The following is a 25,455-nucleotide window of genomic DNA, read 5'->3' as shown; positions in this document are numbered from 1 at the left end:
AATGAAAGCAGTCATTCCTGTAGCAGGCTTAGGCACGCGTATGTTGCCAGCAACCAAAGCTATTCCAAAAGAAATGCTTCCGATCGTCGACAGACCATTAATTCAATACATTGTTGAAGAAGTTGCCGCAGCTGGCATCAAAGAAATCGTATTGGTAACGCACTCGAGTAAAAACTCGATTGAAAACCACTTTGATACGAGTTTTGAGTTAGAAGCGACGTTAGAACGCCGTGTTAAACGTCAATTACTTGAAGAAGTTCAGGCGATTTGTCCAAAAGATGTGACGATTATTCACGTACGCCAAGGTGAAGCAAAAGGGTTAGGTCATGCGGTAGAGTGTGCTAGGCCAATCGTTGGCGATGCGCCCTTTGCCGTGGTGTTACCTGATGTAATTTTAGATAACGCGAGCTGCGACTTACATAAAGATAACCTTGCTGACATGATTACCCGTTTCAATGAAACTGGCCACAGTCAAATAATGGTTGAAAAGGTTGCTGATGAAGACGTGGATAAATTTGGTATTGTAAATATTAACGGCAATGAACTACTGCCTGGTGGCAGTACAGCAATCAAAAATATTGTTGAAAAGCCAAAGCGCGATGAAGCACCTTCTAATCTTGCTGTGGTAGGGCGTTACGTTTTAGATAAATCCATTTGGCCGCTCCTTAAGAAAACGCCATTGGGCGCTGGAAATGAGATTCAACTTACCGATGCCATTGCAATGCAAATGAAAGAGCAGCCAGTCGATGCCTACTACATGAAAGGTAAAAGCCACGACTGCGGCTCAAAGCTTGGCTATATGAAAGCTAATATTGAATATGCTCTGCGTCGTGATGACCTTAAAGATGAGTTAAAGGCGCACATTCAGTCTTTACTGTAGTTTTTCAATGCTTTTTGAGAATGCCACTTCAAAGTGGCATTTTTTTTGCTTTGAATATACTGGAACATTATAGACTCAATATGAAGCGATTGTGAGATGCGTGTATTTACAGTTTTAATGATGGTGTTGCTTGTTGGTTGCTCGTCATCGGTTGAGCAAGTTGATGAGCAAGATAATCAACAGCCAAGCTATAATAACAGTAGGCTGCACTATTATGCCGCCTCTCTTGTTAGGCAGCTTATTAGTAAACCGATGAAGGTAGAGCAAGATGCAGTCTTTGCCGTAGGCACATTTTTGCCAGTTAAATCGCTCTCTTTGGAAAACGAGACACAAGGCGTGCCTGAAATCGCATTGCAAATGCAAGAGAGCGTCGCGACCTTGCTAACACAAGCCGGCTTCACGCTAGTCGAGGTTAAAACCGTTCAAGAAATTGCGTTAACCAGTAGTGAAGAACGCTTTTTAAGTCGCGATAAATCACAGTTACAAACACAACACGTAATTGATTACTTTGTATCTGGCACAATTGCTACACAACAAGAAAACTATGTTGTTAATGTTAAAATTATAGATACTCGCACCAAAAATGTTCTGGCCGCTGCTACGCGATATATGCCAAAGCAAGTTGCGTGGAGTCATGAAAAAGTAATGCAACGAGATGGCTTGCTTTACCGCAGTGAATATTAAATGAGAGGTTTAAAATGAGAGCTTTCAGTTTATCGTTATTAGCGCTGTGTTTATCAGCTTGTCAGTCATCTTCAATAGATACCAGTGACTATGATTCTGAAGCAGGCTCAACGCGAGTATCGGCTCAAGTTGCGTCGGAAGAAAATGACAAAATGTTCAACGCTGATGGTAGCTTTCAAAGTGCACGTTTACTTGATAGTAGTAAAAGCAACTATGTTTACGATCAGGCGAGCAATCGCAATATTAATCATTATGTTCGTGGTGTGAGCCACCAATTGATGGAAAACCTTAAATATGTAAACGCAGACACAGCGATTGGTGTCTCTAGCTTCGTGTTTTTGGATGGTAACTATACAGATGCTAGCCTTTTAGGTAATCAGATTGCCGAGAGTTTTATCCATGAAATGCACAAATTTGGTATTCCAGTAATTGATTTTAAACTAACCGATTTCTTTCGAGTGACTGAAAAAGGTGACTTTATCTTAAGCCGTGACTATATGGAGTTAGCGCCGAGTTTACCAATTAAGTATGTGCTAACGGGGACACTTGTAAAACATGGTGCAGGCCATTTGGTAAATGCAAGAATTGTCGGGTTAGAGTCGAAAGCTGTTGTTGCGACAGCGCAGGGCTTTATTCCAGACTATATTACCGAAGACTTAAGGCCGCATGGTCAGCGCGATGGTGTATCAATACAATAACGCCAATATTGTACGTTAGTATTTGATAGTGCAGGTATAAACATCACTGTGTTTAAATACTTGCACTTTGTTTAATGCAATATATGAAAACCCTTCTTGGTGATGTTTTAAATACCCAGAAGGTAATGTCTTTAAGCCTAAACCAGTTTTGCCCGTTGCTTGTCCTATCAATTTAACAGCAATACCTTGCTGATTCTTTGCGATAACATGCCCAAAAAAGTTATCTTTTAACGTACACACTTGCTGATTTAATGACGCTGCTGATTTAATCTTTTGTTGGTCTTCAGGGACGAGAGACGTTGTGTTGTTAGGCGTAAAGCTCTCTTCCATTAAGGCTGCGGTTAAAAATGCGTAAGCAGAATCAAAGTCATCAAATTTTATTTCACTGTCGTTTATTAACGTTATTCTCGCGTTAATAATATCAACCGGTATTTCGCTCTTTTCTAAATCAAGGCTTAGCGTCGAAAGCTTGGCGTACATATCTGCGATATTGGTTTGCTGAGCTTTGCTAAATTGGTAGAGATAGGTATTTTTGTCATAGTCGTTTATTTGAACTTCGCTAAGCAGTTCGCAATACCAGCTGCAAATCACTTTTTCACTAAATGATGGGTTGATTAAGTTGATAGTGTATTTGTTGTCAGTGCCACCAACAGTAAACTTATCAAACCAATATTTTGTTCCATATTCAGTATCTTTAAAGCGTAATTGAGTAGTTAGTTGTAGTTTTGCTCGCTGTAAAATACTGTTCCTTTGCGTAGCGGCTTTGTTCCATTGAAGCAACGTATCCATATGTGACTGATTTACGTCGCCAATAATTTGACATCCCGTTAAGCTAATTGATAGCAAAAGACTGCTGATTTGGATTGTTGTGCTTTTTTTTGAAATACGGCGCATACGAAATGAAGGTTAGTGGTTTGGTATTTAGTTTGTTTTACGCTTGCATTGTAAATGTTGGTAGTGAGATAAGCGAGCGTAATCTAAAAAAAGCCTAAATTTATAATTTTTATAATTTTTTGCTAAAGAAGCAGCAATAGTTGCCGATACAAAACGTGATTAGAGGTTACTACATAGGAACTTGTGTGGTTTATACCTCTCATTGCTTCAAATGATTATAATGTAAAAGGAAAGTAAATCATGAATACTATGATGAAAGTAGTACTTCCACTCGCGATTGCAGCCTCTTTCTCTGCGGCAGTAAACGCTGAACCTACCACTGCAACAGTACAATTCCAAACAGTAGCTCCAGTTCAAGTTTTTGAAACTCAAGTTGTTGATTTTGGTAAAAAAATAATGAAAAAGCGTGGTGACTGTGTTGCTGAGCCTATCCTAGATGATGTTGCAGATACTGCAAAGATTGTTGTGTCTGGTGCATTGGCTGCGCCTTCTGCAGGTATATGTGACGGTGCCGATGATATTTTACAAGGTACTTATGAATTAAGTGGTGTAGGCGGTGCTGCCGTTACTGTTAAGCTAATTGGTGAAAATGACCGTCTAGGCAGTGATTGGGGTTTTACTCCTAAAGGTAAATACATTCCACTAGGTGTTACAGAAACAGCCTCTGGTGCGGCAACCGCTGTACCTGTAGACAATTCAGCTGCAGGCGTAACTAATGCACTTTCTGCTGCTGGTAATGGTTATTTAGTAGTTGCGGGAACATTAACAATTAATAACGACGCACTTGATACTTCAGCTCCGTTGACGAGCACTTTTACAATTGATGTTGTTTACTAAAAAACAATACAAATGTGAATTCTAAAGCCCGCATAGCGGGTTTTTTTATGTGTGAAATATTAATAACGAATAGTGGCTCAGTTTTTGCTTTATAGGTAGAAAATTTTTCATGTCGTTTTGAAGTAGCAATGAAAAAAAGTAGAGTTAGTCTATTCATATTAAAAAGTTATATGATTTGCACTATGTTTTTAACTGCGTATAAATCAAATGCAGAAACGTACACCGCATCAGTGCAATTTGAAACAATCTCTCCGGTATTAGTTTTCGAAAATCAGGTGGTAAATTTTGGTCGCTCAATCATGAAAAAACGAGGCGACTGTGAGATGTTACTTTCTCCTACAAGCATTACAGATACTACACCTTCTAATATTATTGGAACAGCAAGTTCAAATAATACAATTTGCCCAATATCTAACGATCTAACACCTGGTCAATATGAATTGAGTGGTGTGAAAGGTGAAGCCATTACGGTGTCTTTAATTGGTAGCAATGATCGTTTAGGTAGCGCCTGGGGTTTTGAACCCAAAGGTATCTTTTATCCATTAGGGTTATCTGAATCAGCTTCTGGCTCTGTTAGCGCAACGGTTATTCCAAATGGTGGAGCCGGTACGCAGGTTAATCTTTCAGCCAATGGTCAAGCGACGCTTTATGTTGGTGGTGTTTTAACCATTAATGATTTATCGACCCTTAATACATCCGCACCACTTATTTCTACATTTATTATTGATGTTATTTATTAGGAAGCAGTATGAAAAAATTAACTTCAATTTCCAGTATATTACTATGCGTATTATCTATGCAGGTCAACGCGAACATGGGAGCTGCTCAAGTTCAGTTTAACCAAACGCGCTTTCTATTCACCGAAAAACAGCGAACTCAATCGCTAGAAATGACTAATATGGGTAATGCTAAAGCTGATTGTAAGTTGGGTTTTGTACATTACAATCAACAAAATGGAGATGGGGTAATTGAGGTTGAAAAGCAACAAGCGATTGCTCCAGCATCTCATTTACTGCGTTTTTCGCCGCGCAGCGTGTCAATTCCAAAAGACAGAAGCCAAACAGCGCGTTTAGTTTTTCGTCGCAGACCTAATCTTCAAGAAGGTGATTATCTTAGTTATATCCGAATGCAATGTGTTCAAGAAGCTATTTTAGGTCAGCAGAATGCACTGGCTGCAACGGTTAACTTTAATATTCCAGTGTATGTGCGCATTGGAGATCCAAAAGGTAGCGTTAAAATAGAGTCGGCTCATATTGATAAACAAAGCAAAGTCGCATCAATTCGGGTATCGCGCGAGGGATCGCGTGCTTGGGTTGGTAGTTTAACCGTAACTGATTCAAGTGGTGAAGAGGTTGCGCGTTTAAAAAATGTTACTTTATCGCAAGCTGTGACATTTAGAGATTTCAAACTGCCTCTCAAAGACATTTCAAGTAATCAGTTTATTGTTACTTATCAGGAAGATAAAGAGTTCGGCAAAGCCGCTATAAATTATAATGTAAAATTGTAGCGGAAAAAATATGGTTAAATTAGTAGTGCGCTTCCTAATTTTATTGGGAAGTCTCTTTGCGTTTCCGGTATTTGGGCAAATTCAACAAGTTGATTTTAATGACGAAAATTATGTATTGCTGAACGTAAAACTCGATAATCAATTATTGTTAGAGGGAATTGAAGCATACCAAGTTGATAATCAACTATTACTACCTGCATATGATATATTTCAAGCTCTAGAACTCAATGTCGCGGTTAGTCGTGAGCAACGCTCGTTTAGTGTGACTTACGAAGAAACACAATACTTACTCGAGCTTGGCAATTCAAAAGCGTCTTTTGATTTAGAGCAAGGGCTTTATTTCTGGAGTGAAGACGAATTTGGGTTATATATTAGCATGGCTTTACTATCTCAAATGGTAGAAGGTCAGTTGGTATTAAACTTTTCGAATTTGGAGCTATTCGTTGAACCGGCACAAGACTATTTGTTCCCATTGCAAAAGCGAATACTTCGAGCAGATCTAGAACGCAAAGTGCTGCGAAATAAACCTACTGATAATGAAGCGCCTTTTTTTACAGCCACAGAGATATTTCGTGACCAGTATCATTTGTACAGCCCACCAACGGGTACAGTTGGCCTGAATTATGGCGGCAGAAGTGATGAAGAGTCTACGTATAATGCAGTAATACAAACAAACTCCGATTTTCTTTATCACTCCGCTTTTTTGTCATTAAGTAAATCTAATCAACAGGATGTGATTGGTAGTCTCGTTTTAACACGCTTTCCACTTTCTCCTAAAGAACCTTTGTTTGGTGGAATAAACTCCTATAGTTTAGGTGACATTTCAACCCCAGCAGGCGGCTTGATTGATAACAATGTATCCGGTGTGGGGGCCAGTTTTAATAAACGACCACGTAACTATAGTAGTAAATTTGGTAAGACTAATGTGCAAGGGTTTGCGACACCCGGTTGGAGTGTGGAGCTTTATCGAGACGGCTTCTTTGTTGCGGAGCAAACCGTACCAGAAAATGGTCGTTATAGTTTTGAAAATGTAGATACACGATATGGTTTAAACCTATTTGAAATTAAGTTGTTTGGACCATTTGGTGAAGAAGAAATTAGATACGAATCGATCGAGCTAAGAAGTAACTGGCTATCCGCAGGCGAAGTTGGGTTTGATGGCTTTATTTTAGATGATGGGAGTGAAGTATTTGGTCGAAACTCAGTGTTTGAAGATGGGTTTAAGCCTGATAGTTTTCGTTTCTCGGCTGACTACGGGATAAGTGATTTTTGGCAGTTAGGCGGAGAATTTACGCGTAAATCTAATAGAGATTTTATTGGTTTTAAATTAGCTGGAAGTTTAAAAAATGCGTTGTTAAACACTGAGGTATATCATGAACTTTCGGGTGGAGTAGGCGCTAAAGTACAGTTAAATGGTATGTTGAGTCATACACAACGTTATCAGGTTAATTATCAGGTCACTGAACACCATGTGGAAGGTGTGAAACAACCCGTTGAGCAAGAACTCGATATTTCATTCAGTGATTCAACTGGTTTATTTTCATATGATTTATATTACTCGAATGATCGCAAAGGGCAGAGTAGCGATTCGTACGCAGGCCTGATTTTGCATAAGAATATTGGCTCACTAAATCTATCTAATAGCCTTGATTATTCGTGGTTTGCAGATGAACAATTGGACCCTCAGCTTTCTGGTAATTTCCGTGCGGCATTATCTATAGGTTCGTACCGAGTCGTGAATGGCATTACATACACAATAGATGACGATTCAAAAATAAACGCAATAACTACAAGTATTAACAAGCGTTTCAGTAATAATTTAAATACAAAAGGCCAGATAACGTATAGACCAGATGCTGATAGTGAATGGCAATTTGATGGCAGTTTAGCGTGGCCAATGCGCTATGCAATGTTAACTACCACGGCTAGTTATGATAGTAATCAGTATTGGAATCTATCGGTTGGTGTACGATTCTCATTTAGTTATGACCCCTATAATCGCGGATTTGACGTATCTCGTTTAGGTAAGTTGGGGGCTGCAAACTTAGACTTAAATGCATATTTAGATAGAAACTCAAATGGCATACTCGATGAAAATGATTATGCAATAAAAGGTGCCAAAGTAGGCCCATTTAAAAATTGGTTAGAAAAGCAGACTGCAGCTAATGGTCGCATATTATTAAATGATGTACCGACAAATAGCGTGGTGACATTTACACCTCGCTGGGTCGATAGTGTCAGTCCTGCGTCACGTTACCAAGTATATACTCATCCTGGCTCATATCTTGTTGGGGATATTCCATTTACCATTAAAACGGATTTATCGGGGTTTGTATTCTTATCTGAAGTTGACAGTGGTATTGATAAAGTTACCGTTGAACTTTTTGATGAGCTAAATAAATTTATCGGTTTAACTAAGACTGATAAGGATGGTTACTTTGAGTTTCCTCAACTCAATCCTGGGCACTATCTCGTTAGGCTTAAAAGAGATGATTTAGATAAAAGAGGTTTAATAAGTTCACCAAATCAATATGAGTTTACTACACCAACTCAAGGTGGGTATGTTGAAATGGCGCCATTTTATTTGCATTTGCCGTCTGACTCTCAAAAAATTAAAAAGTCAGAACAAGTAGTAATTACGACTGAAAATCATGATCCGGCAGTCAGCTCAGATGAATATAATGGGCAGATTTTTGTTCACCCTCCGGCAAACAGACGAGTGAATAATGATAATAAGCCAGTCGATAATAAGCGGTTAATTATTGTGAAGCAGGCAAGTGTTGTTAATTCAGGAACAGAGCACACTTTGCTATCTGAAGCTCATAAAGACCAGCCTAACCCTTCCAAAAATGAGAATATTGTTGAGGTTGCTTCGATTATAAAAGAGCCTGCATTACGTGAGCAAATCAGGGCACCTATTCATTTTGCAAGCGAAAATGTTACTGTATACACAGTTCAGTATGGTGCATTTAGTCAACAGAGTTCTGCGTTTATTTATTTGAAAAGTTTATCTTTACCACGTGAGTTAGAGCAGCAAGCGGAAGTTGTATATCACGCTCAGAGCAAATTATATCGACTCGTGATAGGTAAATATTACAATCATCCAGATGTAAACCGCCTAGCTAAAAAGCTACATGAAATCACAGATAAAAAGGGATTGATAAAGCGTTTTGAAGCGACTGAAATTGAGTATTTAGAGAAGCGATTTCTTTAAACTAACTAAAACAAAGTAGTGAGGTTGCTATTAACTCACGTATGTAAGTTTTGATATAGATGTACGAGATTAGAATGAGAAAGTTAAATTTATTCATTATTTGCGTTTTGCTTTTTAGTGCGAAACTTCATGCTGGCATGAAAGTGCTTGAGATGAATCCTCCGCGCTTTAATAAATTAATGCCCGTTTATGGTACATGTGAGTTAGATGTAGCAACAAAACAATTAACAAATCATACAGGCAAATTATGTACAGCTGCCCTTGGGCAACCAGGCTATTACATTCTAGTCGCTGAAAAAAACACCCTTGTAAGAATAACCATTAATAAAAAAGAATCGCCTCATAGCGGTTTTGATTATTCACCAAAAGGGATTATTAAAAATGACCTCAATGAAGAGGTCGTATTTTCTCATGGCACGGTTACCATTATTAATAGTGGTAACTCAGGGGATATTCATATTTATGTTGGCGGTGAAGTGGTAGCGCAAAGCCGTTTGTCTGGTGCAACCAAATACAATGTGGAATTTGATATTGATTTTGAAACGTAAAAGAGTTGCCGTAGCAACTCTTTTATTAAATGATACTATTCAATACTCTATCTGGAATTAGTTGTTGTGCTGAAGCAACAATTACATTTGTTTTAAGGCCAACAATTCTTGCATTGATGATTGTACCATGAGGATGAGCTATCATCGTACCAGATAGCACATACCCTATTTTTTGCTGCTTTTTGATATCGCTCCCATCACGTGAAAACACAAAGTCCCCATTCGAAGTCATGCTAATTTCGCCAGTGATCTTGTGGTCAATCATTGGGTAGCCGACTTTTTGCAATTCAGATATAAATGCTTCGGCTAATTGATTGCCAAGAGGGTTAGTGTTATTAAGGCTTGAGTCTAATTGTACAAAAGAAGCTACTGCTATCGGCGATAGTAACTCTTCTTGTTTTAAATTAAGTTGCATCGAAATAACCATCTGTTCGACATATTCACTTAGCAATTTAAAATTCACGTAACTTGTTGGTGGCGCTGAATAAGGTGTTTCTTGCTTATCTATTCTTAACTCTTGTGGTGTTTTGGGGTTTGAATGGGAGCAGCTTTTTTTTGTGGTAATGAGCCACATCTGTGATAAATGCCAACGTCATCTAAACACAGTCGTACTGCATTATCAGTATAAACTGATTGGCAACTTGCAAGTGCGCACAATGCAGAAATTAGTGGTAACTTTACTTTTAAACTCATAATAAACCCTTTACCAAACAGAGTTTGAATTAATAGACTTATTCGTTCTGTTTGTGATAATAAATTTAGGTAAAACGGACGTCAGGCTTAACTAACAATGCATCGCATTATGAATAAAGCGCTATGGCAACGTTTATTAGTTATTAGCAATATTTGCGCCACTAATCTAATTTAATTGTGGCTACGTTTAGGTTTTTTTATATCGCTAAACTGGTTCGATACTTAGGTGTTTCTTTTGTATAGCACTAACGTAAGTTTTTATCGTAACATTTTCATTAATTGTTTGATTATAATGATATTTTAATCTGTGGTCGTTTTTGGTACTATCAAAAAACGTTCTCGTAGCTCAGTTGGATAGAGCATTCGCCTCCTAAGCGAAGGGTCGCAGGTTCGACTCCTGCCGGGAACGCCATTAAAGTCTATAAAGTTTTAACCCGTCTTTTTTGTTATTTGAACGTCATTAAACAGTCTTTTAAATCGAGCTATCTTTTATTGCTATGTAGCCGCGTGATTAACGTATTTCTTGAAGGTTACGTGTTTAACCCGAGTTATTTTGCGATAGAACAGGTTATTAAAACTAAATGCTGAGCTTCTCTTGGTTCTAGCCCCTTAGAAGCTTGCTAACGTAACCAAATCACCAATTTGTACATTTGCCAGGAGTTTGTCGCCTATCACTTGGGCAATGGCGGTGTTTTGATTTACCTGTGTGACTCTCAACTGGTAATCAGTATTAATAATAAGCTGCTTTTGATTAAATCCTTTGCGCAGTGCTACTTGCAGCTTTTGCCCTTTCACTAGATTATTCTCAGCGCCAAGGCTAATGATCACGGTATCGTGATCGACGCTTAAAATACGTGCTTGCGCTGGAATACAGGCAAGATAGCTTGCTAAATCTTGGCCAAGCTTTAAGTTGATATCTGATATTGCTTGTCCATAAGGCATGGTCCAAAATTTTTCACTGTTCACATCGATACGGGCTGTTTTTTTAGTTTGCCAGGTGGCAAATGTATCGTAGTGTGTTTGTTTCAGCAGTTCGCCGGTTAAGCCATTGTATAGCGCTGTGTTTATCGAGAAAAAACGCTCATAAGCTTTATTTTGCCAAAATGCTAACGATGAACTCTGTTGCTCACCAAGAGATAAGTCTTCTATTTGCGATATCCAGACAAACTGACTGTTATTTTGGTCGGCAATTTGTTGAATAAGGGCGCTTGAGTTGGCATCAAAATGCGCGGTGAACAGGTTTTTGGTATTAAGCTTACGGTTAATATCGGCTTTTGTGTTGAATAAATGGGTAAACTGATACAAATGCTTTGCGAGCTTTTCGCTGTATGCTTTTGGTAATTCAAAAATTTGACCATAAGTTGCATGGCTCGGAGTTTTGAAACCTGTTCTTGTTAGAGCCACATTCTTTTTAATCGATGAATTTTGGCAAGTCTCGCTATTATCTAAAATATCTAGTCTAAGTGTAATTGAGAGCGTGTTGTCTGATTGAATTTCATCAATTACTTCAATCTGATCGATTGCTCCATGAGAGTAAACTTGGGTACTTGGTGTTTGCCAAATGCCATTTACCACTTGCTGTAGGCTAGTAACTTGCGCACCTGAAAAAAGTAGAGCTTGCTGAATAGCGTTTTCGGTTGCCATCATTCGAGCTTGTTCAACATTACCATTGCGTATTTTGGCTTGGCCGGTTGATTCATACCAAATTGCATGAGACGAAAAGCTCACAATAAAAAGAAGTAATACTAGATGTCGCATAGCGCAGCTCTCAATTTAAACCTTAGTCTATATATTCAATTTCTGTACCAAACTATACAGTGGCGCGAAAATTGCTAATTCAAATGTAATATGCATTTGAATGGTGGCAACATGTTGAAATCAATTTTCAAAACATCAACTCTGGTAACGAGCTTATATTTATTAGGTGGCTGTAGCCAACTGTTTGATAAACATATTGAATATGAATACCAAACACCAGATAACTACCCAGTGCTGTATGCGGTAGGGTATGCACCGATCAGTTTGCAACCCGGTACAACAACAGAGCAAAAATCGATTATGGCAATGAAGGCATCAAAGCTTGAGGCTTATCGTGAGCTCGCGGAACAAGTCTACGGACAAAAAGTTGACGCGCAAACGAGCGTTAAAGGCCTAATCGCTAGTAATGATACTTTGAAAGTTCGTGTACAAGGTGTTGTACGTGGTGCGAAAGTGACCAAAAGCTACGCTGTGGGTGATACGTATGCAACAGAAGTTGAGCTAGATATGAAATTGGTACATGACTTATATATTGGTCAAACAAAGCCAAGAAACGTAAAAAAAGTAACCTACTACTAGCAGGTTACTTTTTATTAGTAAATTCAGATTACGCTTTTAGCCCGCGAGCAATCGGGTTAGGTAGAGAGAAAGATTTGCCCGTTTTGTCGTATCCGGTATGACTTTTACCAAATAAGATATTCTTTAATTTTTGTGAAGCAATCTGGCTTTGATTTGCTGCTACTTGATTCACGTCATTTTGCTTTTTGCAGTCAGCTAATACCTGATTAATTTGGTTGATTGTTGGCTGATATTCAGCTTTATCAAAACCGTCTTGATCAATTAATTTGGCAATGTGTTGATCACGTTGCTGAATTGACTGCAACGATGCAACTTTGCTTTCAACAACAGATATTAAAGATTCATGATCGCGCGCAACGATAGCTTCTAATTCCTGCTTTAGGATGTCAGCCATAGTATTCAACTCATCAAGTTGTTGCGCTAATATCTGTTCTAGATTCATAAACTATCGACCGAAAAGTTTAAATTCAAGCTTATTGATATTTTCAGCAAGCTTCTCTGCATCAATTTTGTATTCGCCGTTAGCGATCGCTTTTTTCAGCTCGTTTACTTTTTTCTCATCAATACCTGATGATTGCTCCGCTTTTTCATTTAGCTTTTTAAGCTGTTGAGCTTGCGGTGTAATGCTTACTGAATCGCTAGTTGCCTTTGCAGTAGCAGTATTCACTTGCACTTGTTTATTAGCAGTTTCAGACGCTTGCTGCTTAGAGCTTTCAAGCCTGACGTTTGCTTGGCTGTTTGAGCCTTGATTTATTTGATTAACCATGACAGTTCTCTCTACTAAGATTTCACATCTTATGTATCGGCATCTCGGGTACAACCTTTAATAAAAAATGCACTATTTTTATTAAATTTGTAACCTCTTATTTAACCTGAAATTTCTACTAGAGTACAGCGCTAAATTGTGACTTTTACCAGCTCAGTGTTTAAAACTCTTGCCTGAATTTTCTTTTTAGATTTTACATTGCGAATACTAATGTTGTCGCCTATGCGGCCATCTTCAAGCGCTTCACCTTGCGTTTTAATTGTCATGCCTTTAAAGCTTGCCAAAATAGTAATTTTATCGCCTTTACAAATAGTACAAATATAATTGTAGTTGATAGTTTGTCCCGCACGAACATTTCGTTTACTGCGGCTACCTATTAAGTTAGTACTCGATTTAAATTGATTCGAACGCGTTAAGTGTTTTGCAACTTGCTTGCTGGTTAAATGTTGTGCGGTAATTCGTTGCCCTTTACTGATCCCTTTTGCTGCCGTAATCACTTCAACGAGCTCTAATTGCTTTACGTGCACAAAAACTTGCCAATTATTTTGATCTAAACACTTAATTTTTATAGTAGATTGCCGATTAGTATTGATAGGATTTGCGGCACTTACTTGCAAATCGCGCTGACATGTTCGCGTTTTGATACGAGTATCGAGCGGTAACGCCGTAATCGACAACTGCGAATTAGGGTGTTGGTTAGGGTTGGGTTGTTTGTTATCGGCAACATAATCTATTGCGATTTGCTGCAATTCTAACTTACTGTAAACCTTTGCTTTGAGTGAAGTCATAGCAAGCGCAGCAATTTGTATTAAAATAAAGAAATAAAGATTTTTTTTAAACAAACTCATAATGTTTCGACTATGCTTTATGGGTAAAACAAGGTATAACTAGCGAGTGTCAAAATTATGGCACATCAAGGTTATACGGTAGTACAATAACAAAGAAGCAAGAAGTATTCCTTTTCATTGCTTCAAGTTAGGAGATTGAAATGGCAGGCATTTTAGATTCGGTTAATCAGCGAACGCAACTCGTAGGTCAAAACAGGCTAGAGTTGTTGCTGTTTAAGTTAAAAGGCAGGCAGCGGTTCGGAATTAACGTATTTAAAGTACGTGAGGTTTTACAATGTCCTAACTTAACGGCAATGCCAAAATCTAATCATTTCGTTAAAGGTGTGGCGCACATACGTGGGCAAACAATTTCGGTTATCGATCTTTCTTTAGCTATTGGTGGCCCTGGGATTCAAGATACAAAAGATTGTTTTATTATCATCACTGAATATAACCGTTCAGTGCAGGGCTTTTTAGTCGACTCGGTTGAGCGTATCGTTAATATCAACTGGGAATCAATTATGCCACCTCCGTCAGGTTCGGGCCGTTATTCGTATTTAACTGCAGTAACTGAAATCGAAAAGGAACTCGTTGAAATACTAGATGTAGAAAAGATACTGAATGAAATTTGCCCAGTAAACACAGAGGTGAGCGCTGATTTGGTTTCAGATGGTGAAATGCAAAAAGATCTTGGTGAGCGTATAGTATTTATTGCCGATGATTCGACAGTTGCGCGAAACCAAGTGAAACGGGCGCTTGAGCCATTAGGCGTGCAAACTGAGGTGGCAAAAAATGGACGCGAGGCGCTAGTTCGCCTGAAAGAAATTGCCGAGAAAGATTGTCAAAGTGTGGTCACTGAACGAGTAGCCCTACTTATTTCAGACGTAGAAATGCCAGAAATGGATGGATATACGCTAACAGCCGAACTAAAGGCTGATCCCAGAACAGCACCGCTTCATGTTATATTACATACATCACTCAGTGGTGTATTTAATCAAGCGATGGTTGAAAAAGTCGGAGCTGATGATTTTATTGCGAAATTTAACCCAGACGAGTTAGCTACTGCGGTTAAAAAGTGGGTTCATGAAGATTAGACCAGCGAGTAATAAACTTGAACAAAAACTTAGATGATAAAGAATATCAGCAATTTAAAAGCTTTTTAGAGCAGCAATGTGGCATTGTGCTAGGTGACAATAAACAGTACCTAGTAAAGAGCCGTCTTGCACCTTTAATGGCAAGGTTTGATGTCGACTCTTTATCAGAATTAGTGACTAAAACGCTTAGCCCGCGTGAACGTCAGTTAAGGGCTGCAGTTGTTGATGCAATGACAACTAATGAAACCCTGTGGTTTCGTGATACATATCCATTCGAATTGCTTAAGAATAAACTTTTCCCTGAACTTTCGGAGCTGCGTAGACCTATTAAAATTTGGTCTGCCGCAAGTTCCTCAGGACAAGAACCGTACTCAATCGCTATGAGTGCCGCTGAATTTAAGCAGTCAAAGCCAGGGGCACTAGCGGGCGTTAATATTGTTGGTACAGATATATCTAACACCATGTTAGATATCTGTAAAAATGCTGAATACGATTCGCTTGCGCTGGCACGTGGCCTTTCACCTGAAAGACGTCGTAAGTTTTTTACGGATTCAGATCACGGTATGGCAAAAGTGAACGATGATATAAAGCGGATGGTGAGTTTTCGCCACTTAAACTTATTAGATTCGTATGCACTTATGGGGAAATTTGAAATTATTTTTTGTCGTAATGTGTTGATTTATTTCTCACCGGAAGTTAAAGCAAAAATTATTAAACAATTTCACCAAGCCCTTAGCCCTAAAGGGTATTTATTTCTAGGCGCGTCAGAATCTATGACCGGGTTAAGCGAGGATTTTGAAATGATCCGCTGTAATCCAGGTATCATTTATCAAAAAAAATAATTAGTCAGTAGCTCTGGCTTACTATTTGCATAACTTCTTCAAAGTCACTTTTTTGGAGAAGTTATGGCTATCAGTTTTGACAGAGCACTCGGCATTCATCCGCAAGCTACTCTTGCTCGTTCGCAAAGAGCAGAAGTGCTAGCAACCAATATTGCTAACGCAGATACGCCAAACTACAAAGCGCGAGACATCGATTTTTCAAAAGCCCTTGAACAGGCTAAATCGAGCCAATCTAAGCGCTTGTCGACCACTCACGAAAAACACTTCGATCTATCTATTAATAGTTTAGAAAGTAACACCTTGTATCGAGTACCCACTCAGCCTGATACCGGTGACGGTAATACTGTGGATATGCAGGAAGAACGTAGTAAGTATGTTCAAAACGCAATGGAGTACCAAGCGAGTATTAACTTTTTAGGCGGTAAGTTTAAAGGCTTGAAAAAAGCACTAGGTGGGCAAGGGGCATAATTATGAGTCTATATAATGTATTTAATATTTCTGGTACTGGCATGAGTGCACAATCTGTGCGTTTAAATACGACTGCAAGTAATTTGTCTAATGCTAACTCAGTGAGTTCAAGTGCGGATGAAACTTACCGTGCGCGTCACCCAGTTTTTTCTGCAGAATTGAGTAAAGCGGTTAACGCGCAACAAGGTGAAGCGGTTGGAGTAAAGGTGCTTGGTATTGTTGAAAGTGACAAACCGCTTAAGCGTGAATTCAATCCAGAGCATCCGCTGGCTGATAAAGATGGCTTTATCTATAAGCCGAATGTAAATGTTGTGGAAGAAATGGCAAATATGATTTCGGCATCACGTAATTACCAAACCAATGTTCAAGTAGCTGATGCAGCGAAGCAAATGCTGTCTCGTACTCTGCGCATGGGTCAAAACTAATAGGAGCTGATCATGACAACAAACGTGAGTAACGATAGTTTTATTGATTCAGTTAAATGGAAAACACCTACAGGTGTTCCTGAACAAAATGATAACGATCAGCTAAAACAAGAAGATTTCTTTGCATTGTTAACGCAGCAGTTATCGTATCAAGATCCGACAAAACCTGCGGATAACGATCAGATGATTGCGCAAATGACAAGCTTTTCGATGGCTGATGGTATTAGTCAATTGAATGCAAACTTTGAAAGCTTTGCTTCAACGATGACTTCGAATTCTGCACTACAAGCATCAACTCTGGTTGGTAAAGATGCTTTGGTACCATCAACAGTGCTTGAACTGAGAGATGGCAAAACATCTACAGGTAGTGTGGCGCTGGATACCTCGGCTCATGATGTCACCGTAAAAATCAAAAATGCAGCGGGTGAGGTTGTTCGCACGCTGGATATTGGTTCGAAGACAGCAGGCGCTGCAAAGTTTGAATGGGATGGCAAAGATGAAAGCGGTAATCCGTTGCCACCTGGCAATTACGCGATGACAGCGGAAGGACGAGTCGCAGATGGTGAGTATATGAGCTTTCCCACAGGTGCGTTTTTGAACATTTCAAGTGTTAGTTTAAAAGGCACACATGGCTTGGTACTTAACACGGGCGCTGGTTCGATTAATTTAAGTGATGTTGTCGAAATCGCTCAAGGTTAATCTTGGCATTAAAGTTGAATAAATAACTCCGAGTAAGCAGTTTTCTAACAATCAGGACTGCGAGTTTAAGAGGTGAATTATGAGTTTTAATATTGCATTAACGGGATTGGCTGCGGCACAAAAAGATCTCGATGTAACCGCAAACAACATTGCGAACGTAAACACAACAGGTTTTAAAGAGTCACGGGCTGAATTTGCAGATGTATATGCTGCGTCGGTATTTAGTTCGGGCAAAACAAAAAATGGTGACGGTGTGCAAACAACGGTTGTTGCACAACAGTTTAACCAGGGTTCATTACAGTTTACTCAGAACGCGCTTGATTTAGCGATTACCGGCGAAGGTTACTTTGCGATGACCGATTCCTTATCATCGCAAGATTATACTTATACGCGTGCTGGTGCATTCAAACTTAACAAAGATAATTTCGTTGTAGATGCACAAGGGAACTTTTTACGTGGTTTCCCTGTAGACCCTGCAAACGGTGATACCACATCGGTAAGTTTGAGTACGGCAACGCCTATTCAAATTCCTGATGCATCAGGTGCCCCACGCGCAACCAATAATGTGTATACCTCATTTAACTTAGATGCAGGTGCAACACAGCCTACAGTAGCGCCATTTAATCCAACAGATTCTGCTACGTTCAACGCATCAACGTCTACAACAGTATATGATTCACTTGGTGAGCCGCATATTATGCAGTTTTACTTTGTGAAAACGGGCACGAATAACGAGTGGAATGTGCATGCGACACTTGCTGGTCAGGAATTTGATAGCACAGGCACTAACCCACCGGCAGGGCCACTGGCAACATTTACGTTTGATTCAAGTGGTTTGCCATCAGCACCAGTTACTGCGCCAAATACTACATTCGACCCAGTTTCATTAACTGCGAGTAACCTCTCTGGCATTTTATCAAACGGTGCAACTTTTCCAAATGACGTAAATATCAATTGGCGTGATGAAGCTGGTACTGCACAGAAACAACCTACTCAGTATGCGAGCCGTTTTGAGGTAAAAGCGCTTGAACAAGATGGTGCGACAGTAGGGCGTTTAACGGGTATTGATATTGGTACCGATGGTAAGATAGTGGCGTCATACAGTAACGGCGATTCAACCTATATTAGCCAAGTCTCTATGGTAAGGTTTGCTAATTCACAAGGTTTATCTCAGGTAGGTAATACAGCGTGGAAAGAAAGTTTAACGTCAGGTGAACCAATAGCAGGTGAGCCGGGATCGGGTACATTAGGTACGATTAATTCAAGTGCGCTTGAGCAATCTAACGTAAACTTAACCAACGAACTTGTGGATTTAATTTCCGCGCAGCGAAACTTTCAAGCGAACTCACGAGCTTTAGAAGTTAACTCAACACTGCAACAAAATATCTTACAGATCCGCTAATTTAGTTAGCATAATTCACTTCTTTATAGGGCTGATTTTTCAGCCCTTTTTTATTCTATTTGTTATTTATTAATAGCGTCAATTTTCAATCATTGCGATTGGCATCATTTTTGCTCTACCTAACTATTAGTGATCATTTTTAGGTCGAGTCGATGGATAAATTACTTTATGTCGCTGCATCGGGCGCTAAACAAAATATGCTGGGCATTGCAGTTAAAGCCAATAACTTGGCTAATGCAAAAACCACTGCGTTTAAAGCTGATTTAGAGCAAGCTCGTTCTATGCAGGCTTTTGGTGAAGGCTTGCCAACACGCGTGTTTGCGATGGAAGAAAGACCGGGTTTACGTTTGAGTGCGGGTGCTTTATCTATGACCGGTCGTGAACTTGATATTGCAGTTGGTGAAAACGGCTGGCTCGCTGTGCAAGATGCAAATGGTGACGAGGCTTACACACGTTCAGGCAATTTACGCATGAGTGAAACAGGGCAGCTATTTACAGCCAATGGCTTACCTGTAATCGGTGAAGCGGGGCCAGTTATTTTGCCTGTGCCGATCGAAAAAGTACAAATTGCCAAAGACGGCATGATCCAAGTTAGACCGCAAGGCGCACCAGCAAATTTTATTGAAGATATCGACCGCTTAAAGTTGGTCAGTGCGTATGGTGTTCAACCTTTAGAAAAAGGGTTGGATGGCTTGTTTAGAAATAAAGATGGGGCGGAACTGGATACCGACCCAAATATGACAGTAACTAGCGGTGCATTAGAAATGTCTAATGTGAACCCAGTTGATGAGATGGTGGGAATGATTTCACACCAACGTCAGTTTGAGTTGCAAGTCAAAATGATGAAAACCGCAGAGAAAATTGACGAAAGCCAAAGTTCTCTTATGCGAATTTATTAATGGTTTTTGGAGGTTAGTATGCATCCTGCATTGTGGATCAGTAAAACAGGTATCGATGCGCAGCAAACCGATACGTCTGTAATATCAAATAACTTAGCAAACGCGAGCACCATAGGGTACAAAAAAAGCCGTGCGATTTTCGAAGATTTGCTTTATCAAAATATTAATCAACCGGGTGGTCGCTCATCGCAAGATACGCAACTGCCATCGGGTTTAATGTTAGGGGCGGGCTCTAAAGTGGTTGCCACGCAAAAGAATTTCTCACAGGGAAATATGCTAACAACTGATAACTCGATGGACTGGATGATTCAAGGTCAGGGCTTTTTTGAAGTTGCGATGCCGGACGGTAGTCTTGCCTATACGCGAAATGGCCAATTTACTACGGATGAAGAAGGTCGCATTGTAACATCGGGCGCGGGTTATCCGTTACAACCAGAAATGAACGTCCCTGATGATGCACAGCAAATTATTGTATCGCAAGATGGTGAAGTGTCAGTACGTATCGCTGGGCAAGCAGACAACGCAGTAATTGGTCAGCTCACCATTTCTGATTTTATTAATCCATCAGGTCTTGAGCCCATGGGACAAAATCTCTACACAGAAACCGCAGTAAGTGGTGCGCCTGTGCAAGGTAACCCGAGCGTGGATGGATTAGGTGTGATTGTGCAGGGCTCTCTTGAAACATCAAATGTGAATGTAACCGAAGAGTTGGTAAATCTTATTGAGACGCAGCGCGTTTATGAGATGAATTCAAAAGTGATCTCTTCGGTTGATGAAATGTTGAGTTACATTAATCAGCAGCTTTAATAGGTGGTTAGCATGAGTAAGTTACTATTAACATTGGTCGGCAGCGTACTTTTAAGCGGTTGTGTGACAACAGCAAACCGCTTCGTCGAACGTGATGATCCGTATTATGCGCCGCTGTATCCTGAAGATACCGATGTGTCGCAGGTAAACACAGGGTCACTTTATAATATACATTACTCAAATGACCTTTATTCAGACCAAAAAGCGCTGCGCCAAGGTGACATCATTACCGTAGTGCTGAGTGAATCAACTCAGGCATCAAAAACTGCAAAAACGGAAACTGACCGAGAAACGGACTTTGCACTATCACCGGTTACTGGATTTGGCGGTAATGCAGTTACGATCAATGGTGATGCGTTGCAATACGGTGTTGGTTCAGAGGGCTCATATAAAGGCGATGCGAAGTCAGATCAGTCAAATAGTCTAAACGGTAATATTTCAGTTAATGTGATGCGTGTATTACCAAACGGTAATTTAGTTATTCGCGGTGAAAAGTGGCTTACGCTTAATACCGGTGAAGAATTTATTCGTTTAGAAGGCATCGTTCGTCCGAAGGATGTTAGTGCTGACAATATGGTGATGTCTACCCGTATTGCAAACGCACGTATTCAGTACTCTGGTAAAGGGGCACTGGCAGATGCACAAGAAGCAGGGTGGTTAGCCCAGTTCTTCTTAAGCCCATTAAACCCTTTTTAGGAGGTCGCATGCGTAATTTTGCTATTGGTTTTATCGCGCTTCTTAGCCTTTTTAGTTTCCCAACAACAGCAGAACGTATTAAAGATGTGACCGTTGTTGAAGGGGTACGTAGTAACCAGCTTGTTGGTTATGGTTTAGTTGTTGGTTTGCCTGGCACAGGTGAAAAAAGTAGCTTTACCGAGCAAAGTTTTAAAGCCATGCTCAGCAGTTTTGGTATCACGTTACCAGCAAACTTAAAGCCTAAGATTAAGAATGTCGCAGCAGTAGCTGTACATGCCGATTTACCGCCTTTCGTGAAACCGGGTCAAACAATCGATGTTACCGTATCGTCAATTGGTAGCGCATTAAGCTTGCGCGGTGGTACATTAATTCAAACCTTTCTAAAGGGCGTTGATGGCAATGTGTATGCAATTGCACAAGGCAGCATGGTGGTTAGCGGATTAGGCGCCGAGGGTGCTGATGGCAGCAAGGTATTAGTAAATACACCAACTGTGGGCCGTGTTCCAAACGGCGCGATTGTCGAACGTGCGGTCGCATCGCCGTTCAACCAAGGTGATCACATTACATTTAATCTGCACCGTCCTGATTTTTCTACTGCAAAAGCCTTATCTGATACGATTAACGATTTAGTAGGCCCAAATACTGCCACAGCAATGGATGCAGCGTCGGTTAAAGTGTTAGCACCACGCGACCCAGCGCAACGCGTAGCTTACCTCGCTACTTTAGAAAATCTTGAATTCGAACCAGCTGATAACAGCGCAAAAATTATCGTTAATTCGCGTACAGGCACTATCGTGATTGGTAAAAATGTTACTTTAGAACCCGCTGCAATCACCCATGGTGGATTGACTGTCACCATTGCCGAGCAGCAAAATGTTAATCAACCCAACGCACTTGCTGGCGGGCAAACGGTTGTTACCGAGCAAAGCATTATTGATGTAGCACGCGATGATACTCGTGCTTTTGTGTTTGACCCAGGTGCGAGTTTAGATGACCTCGTACGAGCGATTAACGAAGTCGGCGCGGCGCCAGGTGATTTAATGGCAATACTTGAAGCGCTGAAAGAGGCGGGCGCAATAAGTGGCCAGCTAATCGTGATTTAAGTATACAGATTGTTACTAAAGCCCTGCATTGCAGGGCTTTTTTGTTTAGCGCTTTAATTTGGTTTCCTTGGCTTGATTTTTGCATTGATTTATCAGTGTGTTTCGTAGCCAATTTATTGAATGAGAGCTGACTTATGGATGGTAACAACATAAATCATCAACAAAGTTTCTTTGACTTGAGTAACTTAGATTCTTTACGTCAAGAAGCGCTGCAAGGCGATCCTGATAAAAAGGCGCTTAAGCAAGTTGCAGCTCAGTTTGAATCTATTTTTACACAAATGCTGTTTAAAAGTATGCGTAAAGCCAACGAAGCATTTGAGGACGAAGATAGCCCGTTTAATGAAAGCAGCGTTAAATTTTATCGTGATATGCACGATCAGCAGCTTTCTATGGAGCTTTCACAAAGTGGTGCATTAGGACTTGCCGATATTATCGTCCAGCAACTTTCACCAACGCCAGGAAAATACACCCCTGCAAGTTTGTTTTCATCAAGCCAAATTGCGCCAATGCAAAAGCCTTCATTGAATACCGCAAATTCAGACTCACCAGAACAGATAAATACAACAGGTGAGGATACTGCCTTTGAAAATGAGCAGTCGTTTGTTTCAGAACTTTGGCAGCACGCTAAAAGCGCAGCTGAAAAAATAGGGTTAAGTCCTGCTGTCATGTTGGCGCAATCAGCGCTTGAAACAGGCTGGGGGAAACATGTGATTACTAAGAGTGATGGGCAAAGCTCAAATAATTTTTTCAATATTAAAGCTGACCGCGCATGGCAAGGTGATAAAGCTGCTAAAGCTTCGCTTGAATTTGAACAAGGCGTCGCTGTTAAAAAACAATCTAATTTTAGAGCGTATAACAGCATTGCTGAAAGTTTTGATGATTTTGTTAACTTTTTACAGCAAAACCCACGCTATCAATCAGCACTGAAAACAACGTCAGACCCATCTCAGTATCTCGATGAATTACAAAAAGCAGGGTATGCCACTGACCCTAATTATGCAGACAAAATTAAAGATGTGCTAAAGCGCAGTGAATTTACGCAAGCACTCAACGCTGTCGCTTCAGGAATAAATGTAAACGATATGATGAAAAGTTCGATAACAAGTTTAGGAGGCACTAACTAATGTCTTTTAATCTACTTAATATTGCAAACTCAGGTGTACGTGCAAGCTCAGAGTTACTGCAAACTACCAGTAAAAACATTACCAACGTCAATACCGAAGGTTATGTTCGAGAGCGCACAGAACATAGAACACTGTTCGATAACCAAGTTGGACTTGGGCAAACTTTCCGCTTAGTGAATGACTTTGCGCAACAACAATTAAATCGCGATGTGTCTAATCTTGCTTTCTTTAACCAGTTTGTTGATGAGTCCGCCCGCGTTGACAGTTTGTTTGCTGAAGAATCTAATAGTTTGTCTACTAGCATTAATTCACTTTTTAGCTCACTACAAGAGACATTGAATCAGCCATCATCATCGGTGAGCCGCAATTTATTTTTTAATGATGCACAAGGGTATATCGATCAATTGGGTCGGCTTTCTGGCATAGTGTTTGACCAAAAAACCATTGTGAATGATCAACTTGAAATCTATACCGATGAAGCAAATGGACTGATCAATAAAATCAGCGAACTTAATCTTGCTATTGCATCGGGTTCTTCAGGCCCTGATGGCAGTGCTCTAAACAGTACTATTAACCAACGTGACTTGGCCATTAAAGAGTTGGCTGAGTACATAGATATTGAAACGCTAGATGGTCCAAATGGTGAAAAGCTGGTGTTTATGGGCACAGGTGAAGCTGTTGTAATGGAAGATGGCGCGTTTAATTTATTTTCACTCTCCGGCGATCCAGACCCCAATTTTAAAGATTTAAAATTAGATGTGGACTCAGGTAAGGCAATACCGCTTGAAGTAGATACAAGTTTGTTGAAAGGTAAAATAGGTGGGCTATTGGCATATCGCGAAGATATTTTGATTCCATCACAAAACAAACTAGGTCAATTAAGTTTGGCAATGGCAGATGCATTTAACCAACAAAATAGATTAGGACTGGATGCGGATGGTGAATTAGGCGGTGATTTGTTCACGATTCCTAGTGCAGGTGCATACGCATATGCAGCAAATACAGGTACGGCACAAGTTACCGGTACTGTTGAAGCAGGACACGGTAGCGAAATTCCTGCTTCTGATTTTCTAATTGAATACACTGCGGCAAACCAAATAACAGTTTCTGCACTTGATAAATATGGCGACCCCGTTGGTACGCCAATTGTAGCAACAGTAGCTGGCGGCGTAGCTAATGCGGGTAGTGCTGGTGGCTTTTTATATGGTTTAGAAATAAACCTTACTGCTGGTGCTGCTGTGGGAGATAAGTTTGAGTTAAAACTTAATTCAGAGGCGTCAACAAATATTCAATTAGCGACGAACAGACCAGAAGATTTGGCGTTAGCATCGCCGATCCGAACAAATAGTAATATTAATAACCAAGGTACAGGCAGTATTTCAGGTGGTACAGTCACGGATACAACGGCTGCAGGTTTTACAGCAGGTCCGCCTCCGTCTTTAACCAATGGCCCTATTACTATTACAAAAACAGCCAACCCAAATGAGTTTGATATAACGGATGGCACTCCAGCTGTTACAACAACTGTGGTACTAACGCCACCATATGACAATGTGTTAAATCAAGCTGGGGCCCCTTACAATACCTATGGTTTTGATTTTAGTTTAGAAGGCGCGCCAAATACTGGTGATTCATTCACGGTGGAATTTAACACAAACGGTTTTGATGACAATCGAAATGGTTTAATGTTGGCAGGACTGCAAGATAAAGAACTAGTCAGAGCAAATATTGAAACATCGGCTGGTGGCGACAATCTAACGACATTGAATGAGGCTTACGGTAACTTAATTACTGATGTTGGTATCAGAACTTCGTCTGCTAAAACGAATCAAGTAGCCTTTGAAGCGTTAGCTAATCAATCAAATGCCTGGTACGAGTCTATTTCAGGCGTTAATTTGGATGAAGAAGCTGCAAACTTGTTGAGATTTCAGCAGTCGTATTCTGCAGCTGCACAAATTTTATCGACCGCCAGAACGGTTTTCGACACCATATTGAATGCAGCGAGGTAAAT

General features: G+C 40.1%; 28 protein-coding genes and 1 tRNA gene. 22 read left to right on the top strand and 7 right to left on the bottom strand.

The window, feature by feature from the left end; all coding sequences use genetic code 11:
- The first annotated feature begins 1 nt into the window (after position 1).
- The 3 genes from galU to C2M30_RS04275 all read left to right on the top strand — a co-directional run bounded on the left by galU (position 2) and on the right by C2M30_RS04275 (position 2,262).
- The gene (gene galU, locus C2M30_RS04285; protein ID WP_105170783.1) at positions 2-880 is read left to right on the top strand and encodes a UTP--glucose-1-phosphate uridylyltransferase GalU; all 879 of its coding nucleotides are present in this window, start codon (positions 2-4) and stop codon (positions 878-880) included.
- A 96-nt stretch (positions 881-976) separates the two neighbouring features.
- Positions 977-1,564 carry a FlgO family outer membrane protein gene (locus C2M30_RS04280; protein WP_105170782.1) on the top strand — a complete coding sequence of 196 codons (588 nt, stop codon included), beginning with the start codon at positions 977-979 and terminating at the stop codon, positions 1,562-1,564.
- Positions 1,565-1,578: 14 nt separating this feature from the next.
- Positions 1,579-2,262, top strand: a complete 684-nt coding sequence (locus tag C2M30_RS04275) for a FlgO family outer membrane protein (protein ID WP_105170781.1) — start codon at positions 1,579-1,581, stop codon at positions 2,260-2,262.
- 15 nt (positions 2,263-2,277) lie between these two features.
- Here the strand turns inward: C2M30_RS04275 and C2M30_RS04270 are convergent, their stop codons facing one another.
- On the bottom strand, positions 2,278-3,051 hold the full coding sequence (locus C2M30_RS04270) for a hypothetical protein (protein ID WP_158683316.1): 774 nt from the start codon (positions 3,049-3,051) through the stop codon (positions 2,278-2,280).
- Between the two features lie 345 nt (positions 3,052-3,396).
- Here C2M30_RS04270 and C2M30_RS04265 point away from each other — a divergent pair, with 345 nt between their 5' ends.
- The 5 genes from C2M30_RS04265 (at position 3,397) to C2M30_RS04245 (ending at position 9,262) form a co-directional block, all read left to right on the top strand.
- Positions 3,397-3,993 (top strand): hypothetical protein, encoded by a 597-nt coding sequence (locus tag C2M30_RS04265; RefSeq protein WP_105170779.1) that lies wholly within the window; start codon positions 3,397-3,399, stop codon positions 3,991-3,993.
- A 182-nt stretch (positions 3,994-4,175) separates the two neighbouring features.
- The gene (locus C2M30_RS04260) at positions 4,176-4,733 is read left to right on the top strand and encodes a hypothetical protein (RefSeq protein ID WP_105170778.1); all 558 of its coding nucleotides are present in this window, start codon (positions 4,176-4,178) and stop codon (positions 4,731-4,733) included.
- Between the two features lie 8 nt (positions 4,734-4,741).
- Complete coding sequence (locus tag C2M30_RS04255) at positions 4,742-5,500, top strand: hypothetical protein (protein ID WP_158683315.1); 759 nt, start codon at positions 4,742-4,744, stop codon at positions 5,498-5,500.
- A gap of 10 nt (positions 5,501-5,510) precedes the next feature.
- On the top strand, positions 5,511-8,714 hold the full coding sequence (locus C2M30_RS04250; protein ID WP_105170776.1) for an SdrD B-like domain-containing protein: 3,204 nt from the start codon (positions 5,511-5,513) through the stop codon (positions 8,712-8,714).
- Positions 8,715-8,788: 74 nt separating this feature from the next.
- Positions 8,789-9,262, top strand: a complete 474-nt coding sequence (locus tag C2M30_RS04245; RefSeq protein ID WP_105170775.1) for a hypothetical protein — start codon at positions 8,789-8,791, stop codon at positions 9,260-9,262.
- Positions 9,263-9,287: 25 nt separating this feature from the next.
- On the opposite strand, the gene C2M30_RS04240 is transcribed toward C2M30_RS04245, so the two are convergent.
- Both C2M30_RS04240 and C2M30_RS21470 read right to left on the bottom strand, forming a co-directional pair.
- Positions 9,288-9,689 (bottom strand): FlgO family outer membrane protein, encoded by a 402-nt coding sequence (locus tag C2M30_RS04240; protein WP_267894190.1) that lies wholly within the window; start codon positions 9,687-9,689, stop codon positions 9,288-9,290.
- Between the two features lie 83 nt (positions 9,690-9,772).
- Entirely contained in the window at positions 9,773-9,955 is a 183-nt protein-coding gene (locus tag C2M30_RS21470) for a hypothetical protein (protein ID WP_158683313.1), read from the bottom strand.
- Positions 9,956-10,290: 335 nt separating this feature from the next.
- On the opposite strand from C2M30_RS21470, the gene C2M30_RS04235 reads away from it, so the two are divergent.
- Positions 10,291-10,367: transfer RNA gene (locus C2M30_RS04235), tRNA-Arg, on the top strand.
- A 197-nt stretch (positions 10,368-10,564) separates the two neighbouring features.
- Here the strand turns inward: C2M30_RS04235 and C2M30_RS04230 are convergent.
- Complete coding sequence (locus C2M30_RS04230; RefSeq protein WP_105170773.1) at positions 10,565-11,713, bottom strand: flagellar assembly protein T N-terminal domain-containing protein; 1,149 nt, start codon at positions 11,711-11,713, stop codon at positions 10,565-10,567.
- A 111-nt stretch (positions 11,714-11,824) separates the two neighbouring features.
- On the opposite strand from C2M30_RS04230, the gene C2M30_RS04225 reads away from it, so the two are divergent.
- Positions 11,825-12,292, top strand: coding sequence for an LPP20 family lipoprotein (locus tag C2M30_RS04225; protein WP_100914496.1), 468 nt, complete (start codon positions 11,825-11,827; stop codon positions 12,290-12,292).
- Positions 12,293-12,320: 28 nt separating this feature from the next.
- Here the strand turns inward: C2M30_RS04225 and flgN are convergent, their stop codons facing one another.
- The 3 genes from flgN to flgA form a co-directional block, all read right to left on the bottom strand.
- Positions 12,321-12,734 carry a flagellar protein FlgN gene (gene flgN / locus C2M30_RS04220; protein WP_105170772.1) on the bottom strand — a complete coding sequence of 138 codons (414 nt, stop codon included), beginning with the start codon at positions 12,732-12,734 and terminating at the stop codon, positions 12,321-12,323.
- Between the two features lie 3 nt (positions 12,735-12,737).
- Positions 12,738-13,058: a flagellar biosynthesis anti-sigma factor FlgM gene (gene flgM / locus C2M30_RS04215; protein WP_010560744.1), complete on the bottom strand. Its 321-nt coding sequence runs from the start codon at positions 13,056-13,058 to the stop codon at positions 12,738-12,740.
- Positions 13,059-13,189: 131 nt separating this feature from the next.
- Positions 13,190-13,906 (bottom strand): flagellar basal body P-ring formation chaperone FlgA, encoded by a 717-nt coding sequence (gene flgA / locus C2M30_RS04210; RefSeq protein ID WP_105170771.1) that lies wholly within the window; start codon positions 13,904-13,906, stop codon positions 13,190-13,192.
- A gap of 140 nt (positions 13,907-14,046) precedes the next feature.
- Here flgA and C2M30_RS04205 point away from each other — a divergent pair, with 140 nt between their 5' ends.
- The 12 genes from C2M30_RS04205 (at position 14,047) to C2M30_RS04150 (ending at position 25,453) form a co-directional block, all read left to right on the top strand.
- Positions 14,047-14,979 carry a chemotaxis protein CheV gene (locus C2M30_RS04205; RefSeq protein ID WP_105170770.1) on the top strand — a complete coding sequence of 311 codons (933 nt, stop codon included), beginning with the start codon at positions 14,047-14,049 and terminating at the stop codon, positions 14,977-14,979.
- Positions 14,980-14,996: 17 nt separating this feature from the next.
- The gene (locus C2M30_RS04200) at positions 14,997-15,821 is read left to right on the top strand and encodes a CheR family methyltransferase (RefSeq protein WP_010560741.1); all 825 of its coding nucleotides are present in this window, start codon (positions 14,997-14,999) and stop codon (positions 15,819-15,821) included.
- Between the two features lie 63 nt (positions 15,822-15,884).
- The gene (gene flgB, locus C2M30_RS04195; protein WP_010560740.1) at positions 15,885-16,289 is read left to right on the top strand and encodes a flagellar basal body rod protein FlgB; all 405 of its coding nucleotides are present in this window, start codon (positions 15,885-15,887) and stop codon (positions 16,287-16,289) included.
- Positions 16,290-16,291: 2 nt separating this feature from the next.
- Complete coding sequence (gene flgC / locus C2M30_RS04190; protein ID WP_010560739.1) at positions 16,292-16,714, top strand: flagellar basal body rod protein FlgC; 423 nt, start codon at positions 16,292-16,294, stop codon at positions 16,712-16,714.
- Positions 16,715-16,726: 12 nt separating this feature from the next.
- Positions 16,727-17,413, top strand: a complete 687-nt coding sequence (locus C2M30_RS04185; RefSeq protein WP_010560738.1) for a flagellar hook assembly protein FlgD — start codon at positions 16,727-16,729, stop codon at positions 17,411-17,413.
- Positions 17,414-17,492: 79 nt separating this feature from the next.
- Positions 17,493-18,815: a flagellar hook protein FlgE gene (gene flgE, locus C2M30_RS04180; protein WP_105170769.1), complete on the top strand. Its 1,323-nt coding sequence runs from the start codon at positions 17,493-17,495 to the stop codon at positions 18,813-18,815.
- 152 nt (positions 18,816-18,967) lie between these two features.
- Positions 18,968-19,714 (top strand): flagellar basal body rod protein FlgF, encoded by a 747-nt coding sequence (locus C2M30_RS04175; RefSeq protein WP_105170768.1) that lies wholly within the window; start codon positions 18,968-18,970, stop codon positions 19,712-19,714.
- A gap of 18 nt (positions 19,715-19,732) precedes the next feature.
- The gene (flgG, locus tag C2M30_RS04170; protein WP_105170767.1) at positions 19,733-20,521 is read left to right on the top strand and encodes a flagellar basal-body rod protein FlgG; all 789 of its coding nucleotides are present in this window, start codon (positions 19,733-19,735) and stop codon (positions 20,519-20,521) included.
- Positions 20,522-20,533: 12 nt separating this feature from the next.
- A complete protein-coding gene (gene flgH / locus C2M30_RS04165) occupies positions 20,534-21,217 on the top strand; it encodes a flagellar basal body L-ring protein FlgH (protein ID WP_105170766.1) in 684 nt (227 codons plus the stop codon).
- 8 nt (positions 21,218-21,225) lie between these two features.
- The gene (locus C2M30_RS04160) at positions 21,226-22,320 is read left to right on the top strand and encodes a flagellar basal body P-ring protein FlgI (protein WP_010560733.1); all 1,095 of its coding nucleotides are present in this window, start codon (positions 21,226-21,228) and stop codon (positions 22,318-22,320) included.
- A 134-nt stretch (positions 22,321-22,454) separates the two neighbouring features.
- The gene (gene flgJ / locus C2M30_RS04155; RefSeq protein WP_105170765.1) at positions 22,455-23,444 is read left to right on the top strand and encodes a flagellar assembly peptidoglycan hydrolase FlgJ; all 990 of its coding nucleotides are present in this window, start codon (positions 22,455-22,457) and stop codon (positions 23,442-23,444) included.
- Positions 23,444-25,453: a FlgK family flagellar hook-associated protein gene (locus tag C2M30_RS04150; RefSeq protein WP_105170764.1), complete on the top strand. Its 2,010-nt coding sequence runs from the start codon at positions 23,444-23,446 to the stop codon at positions 25,451-25,453. The genes flgJ and C2M30_RS04150 overlap by 1 nt, the downstream gene beginning before the upstream one ends.
- The last annotated feature ends 2 nt before the right edge of the window (positions 25,454-25,455 follow it).

It is taken from the genome of Pseudoalteromonas sp. T1lg24 (assembly GCF_002964745.1).
GTDB classification, from domain to species: Bacteria; Pseudomonadota; Gammaproteobacteria; order Enterobacterales; family Alteromonadaceae; genus Pseudoalteromonas; species Pseudoalteromonas spongiae.
Note: the sequence above shows the minus strand (reverse complement) of the source record. Positions and strands in the feature narration are given on the sequence as shown.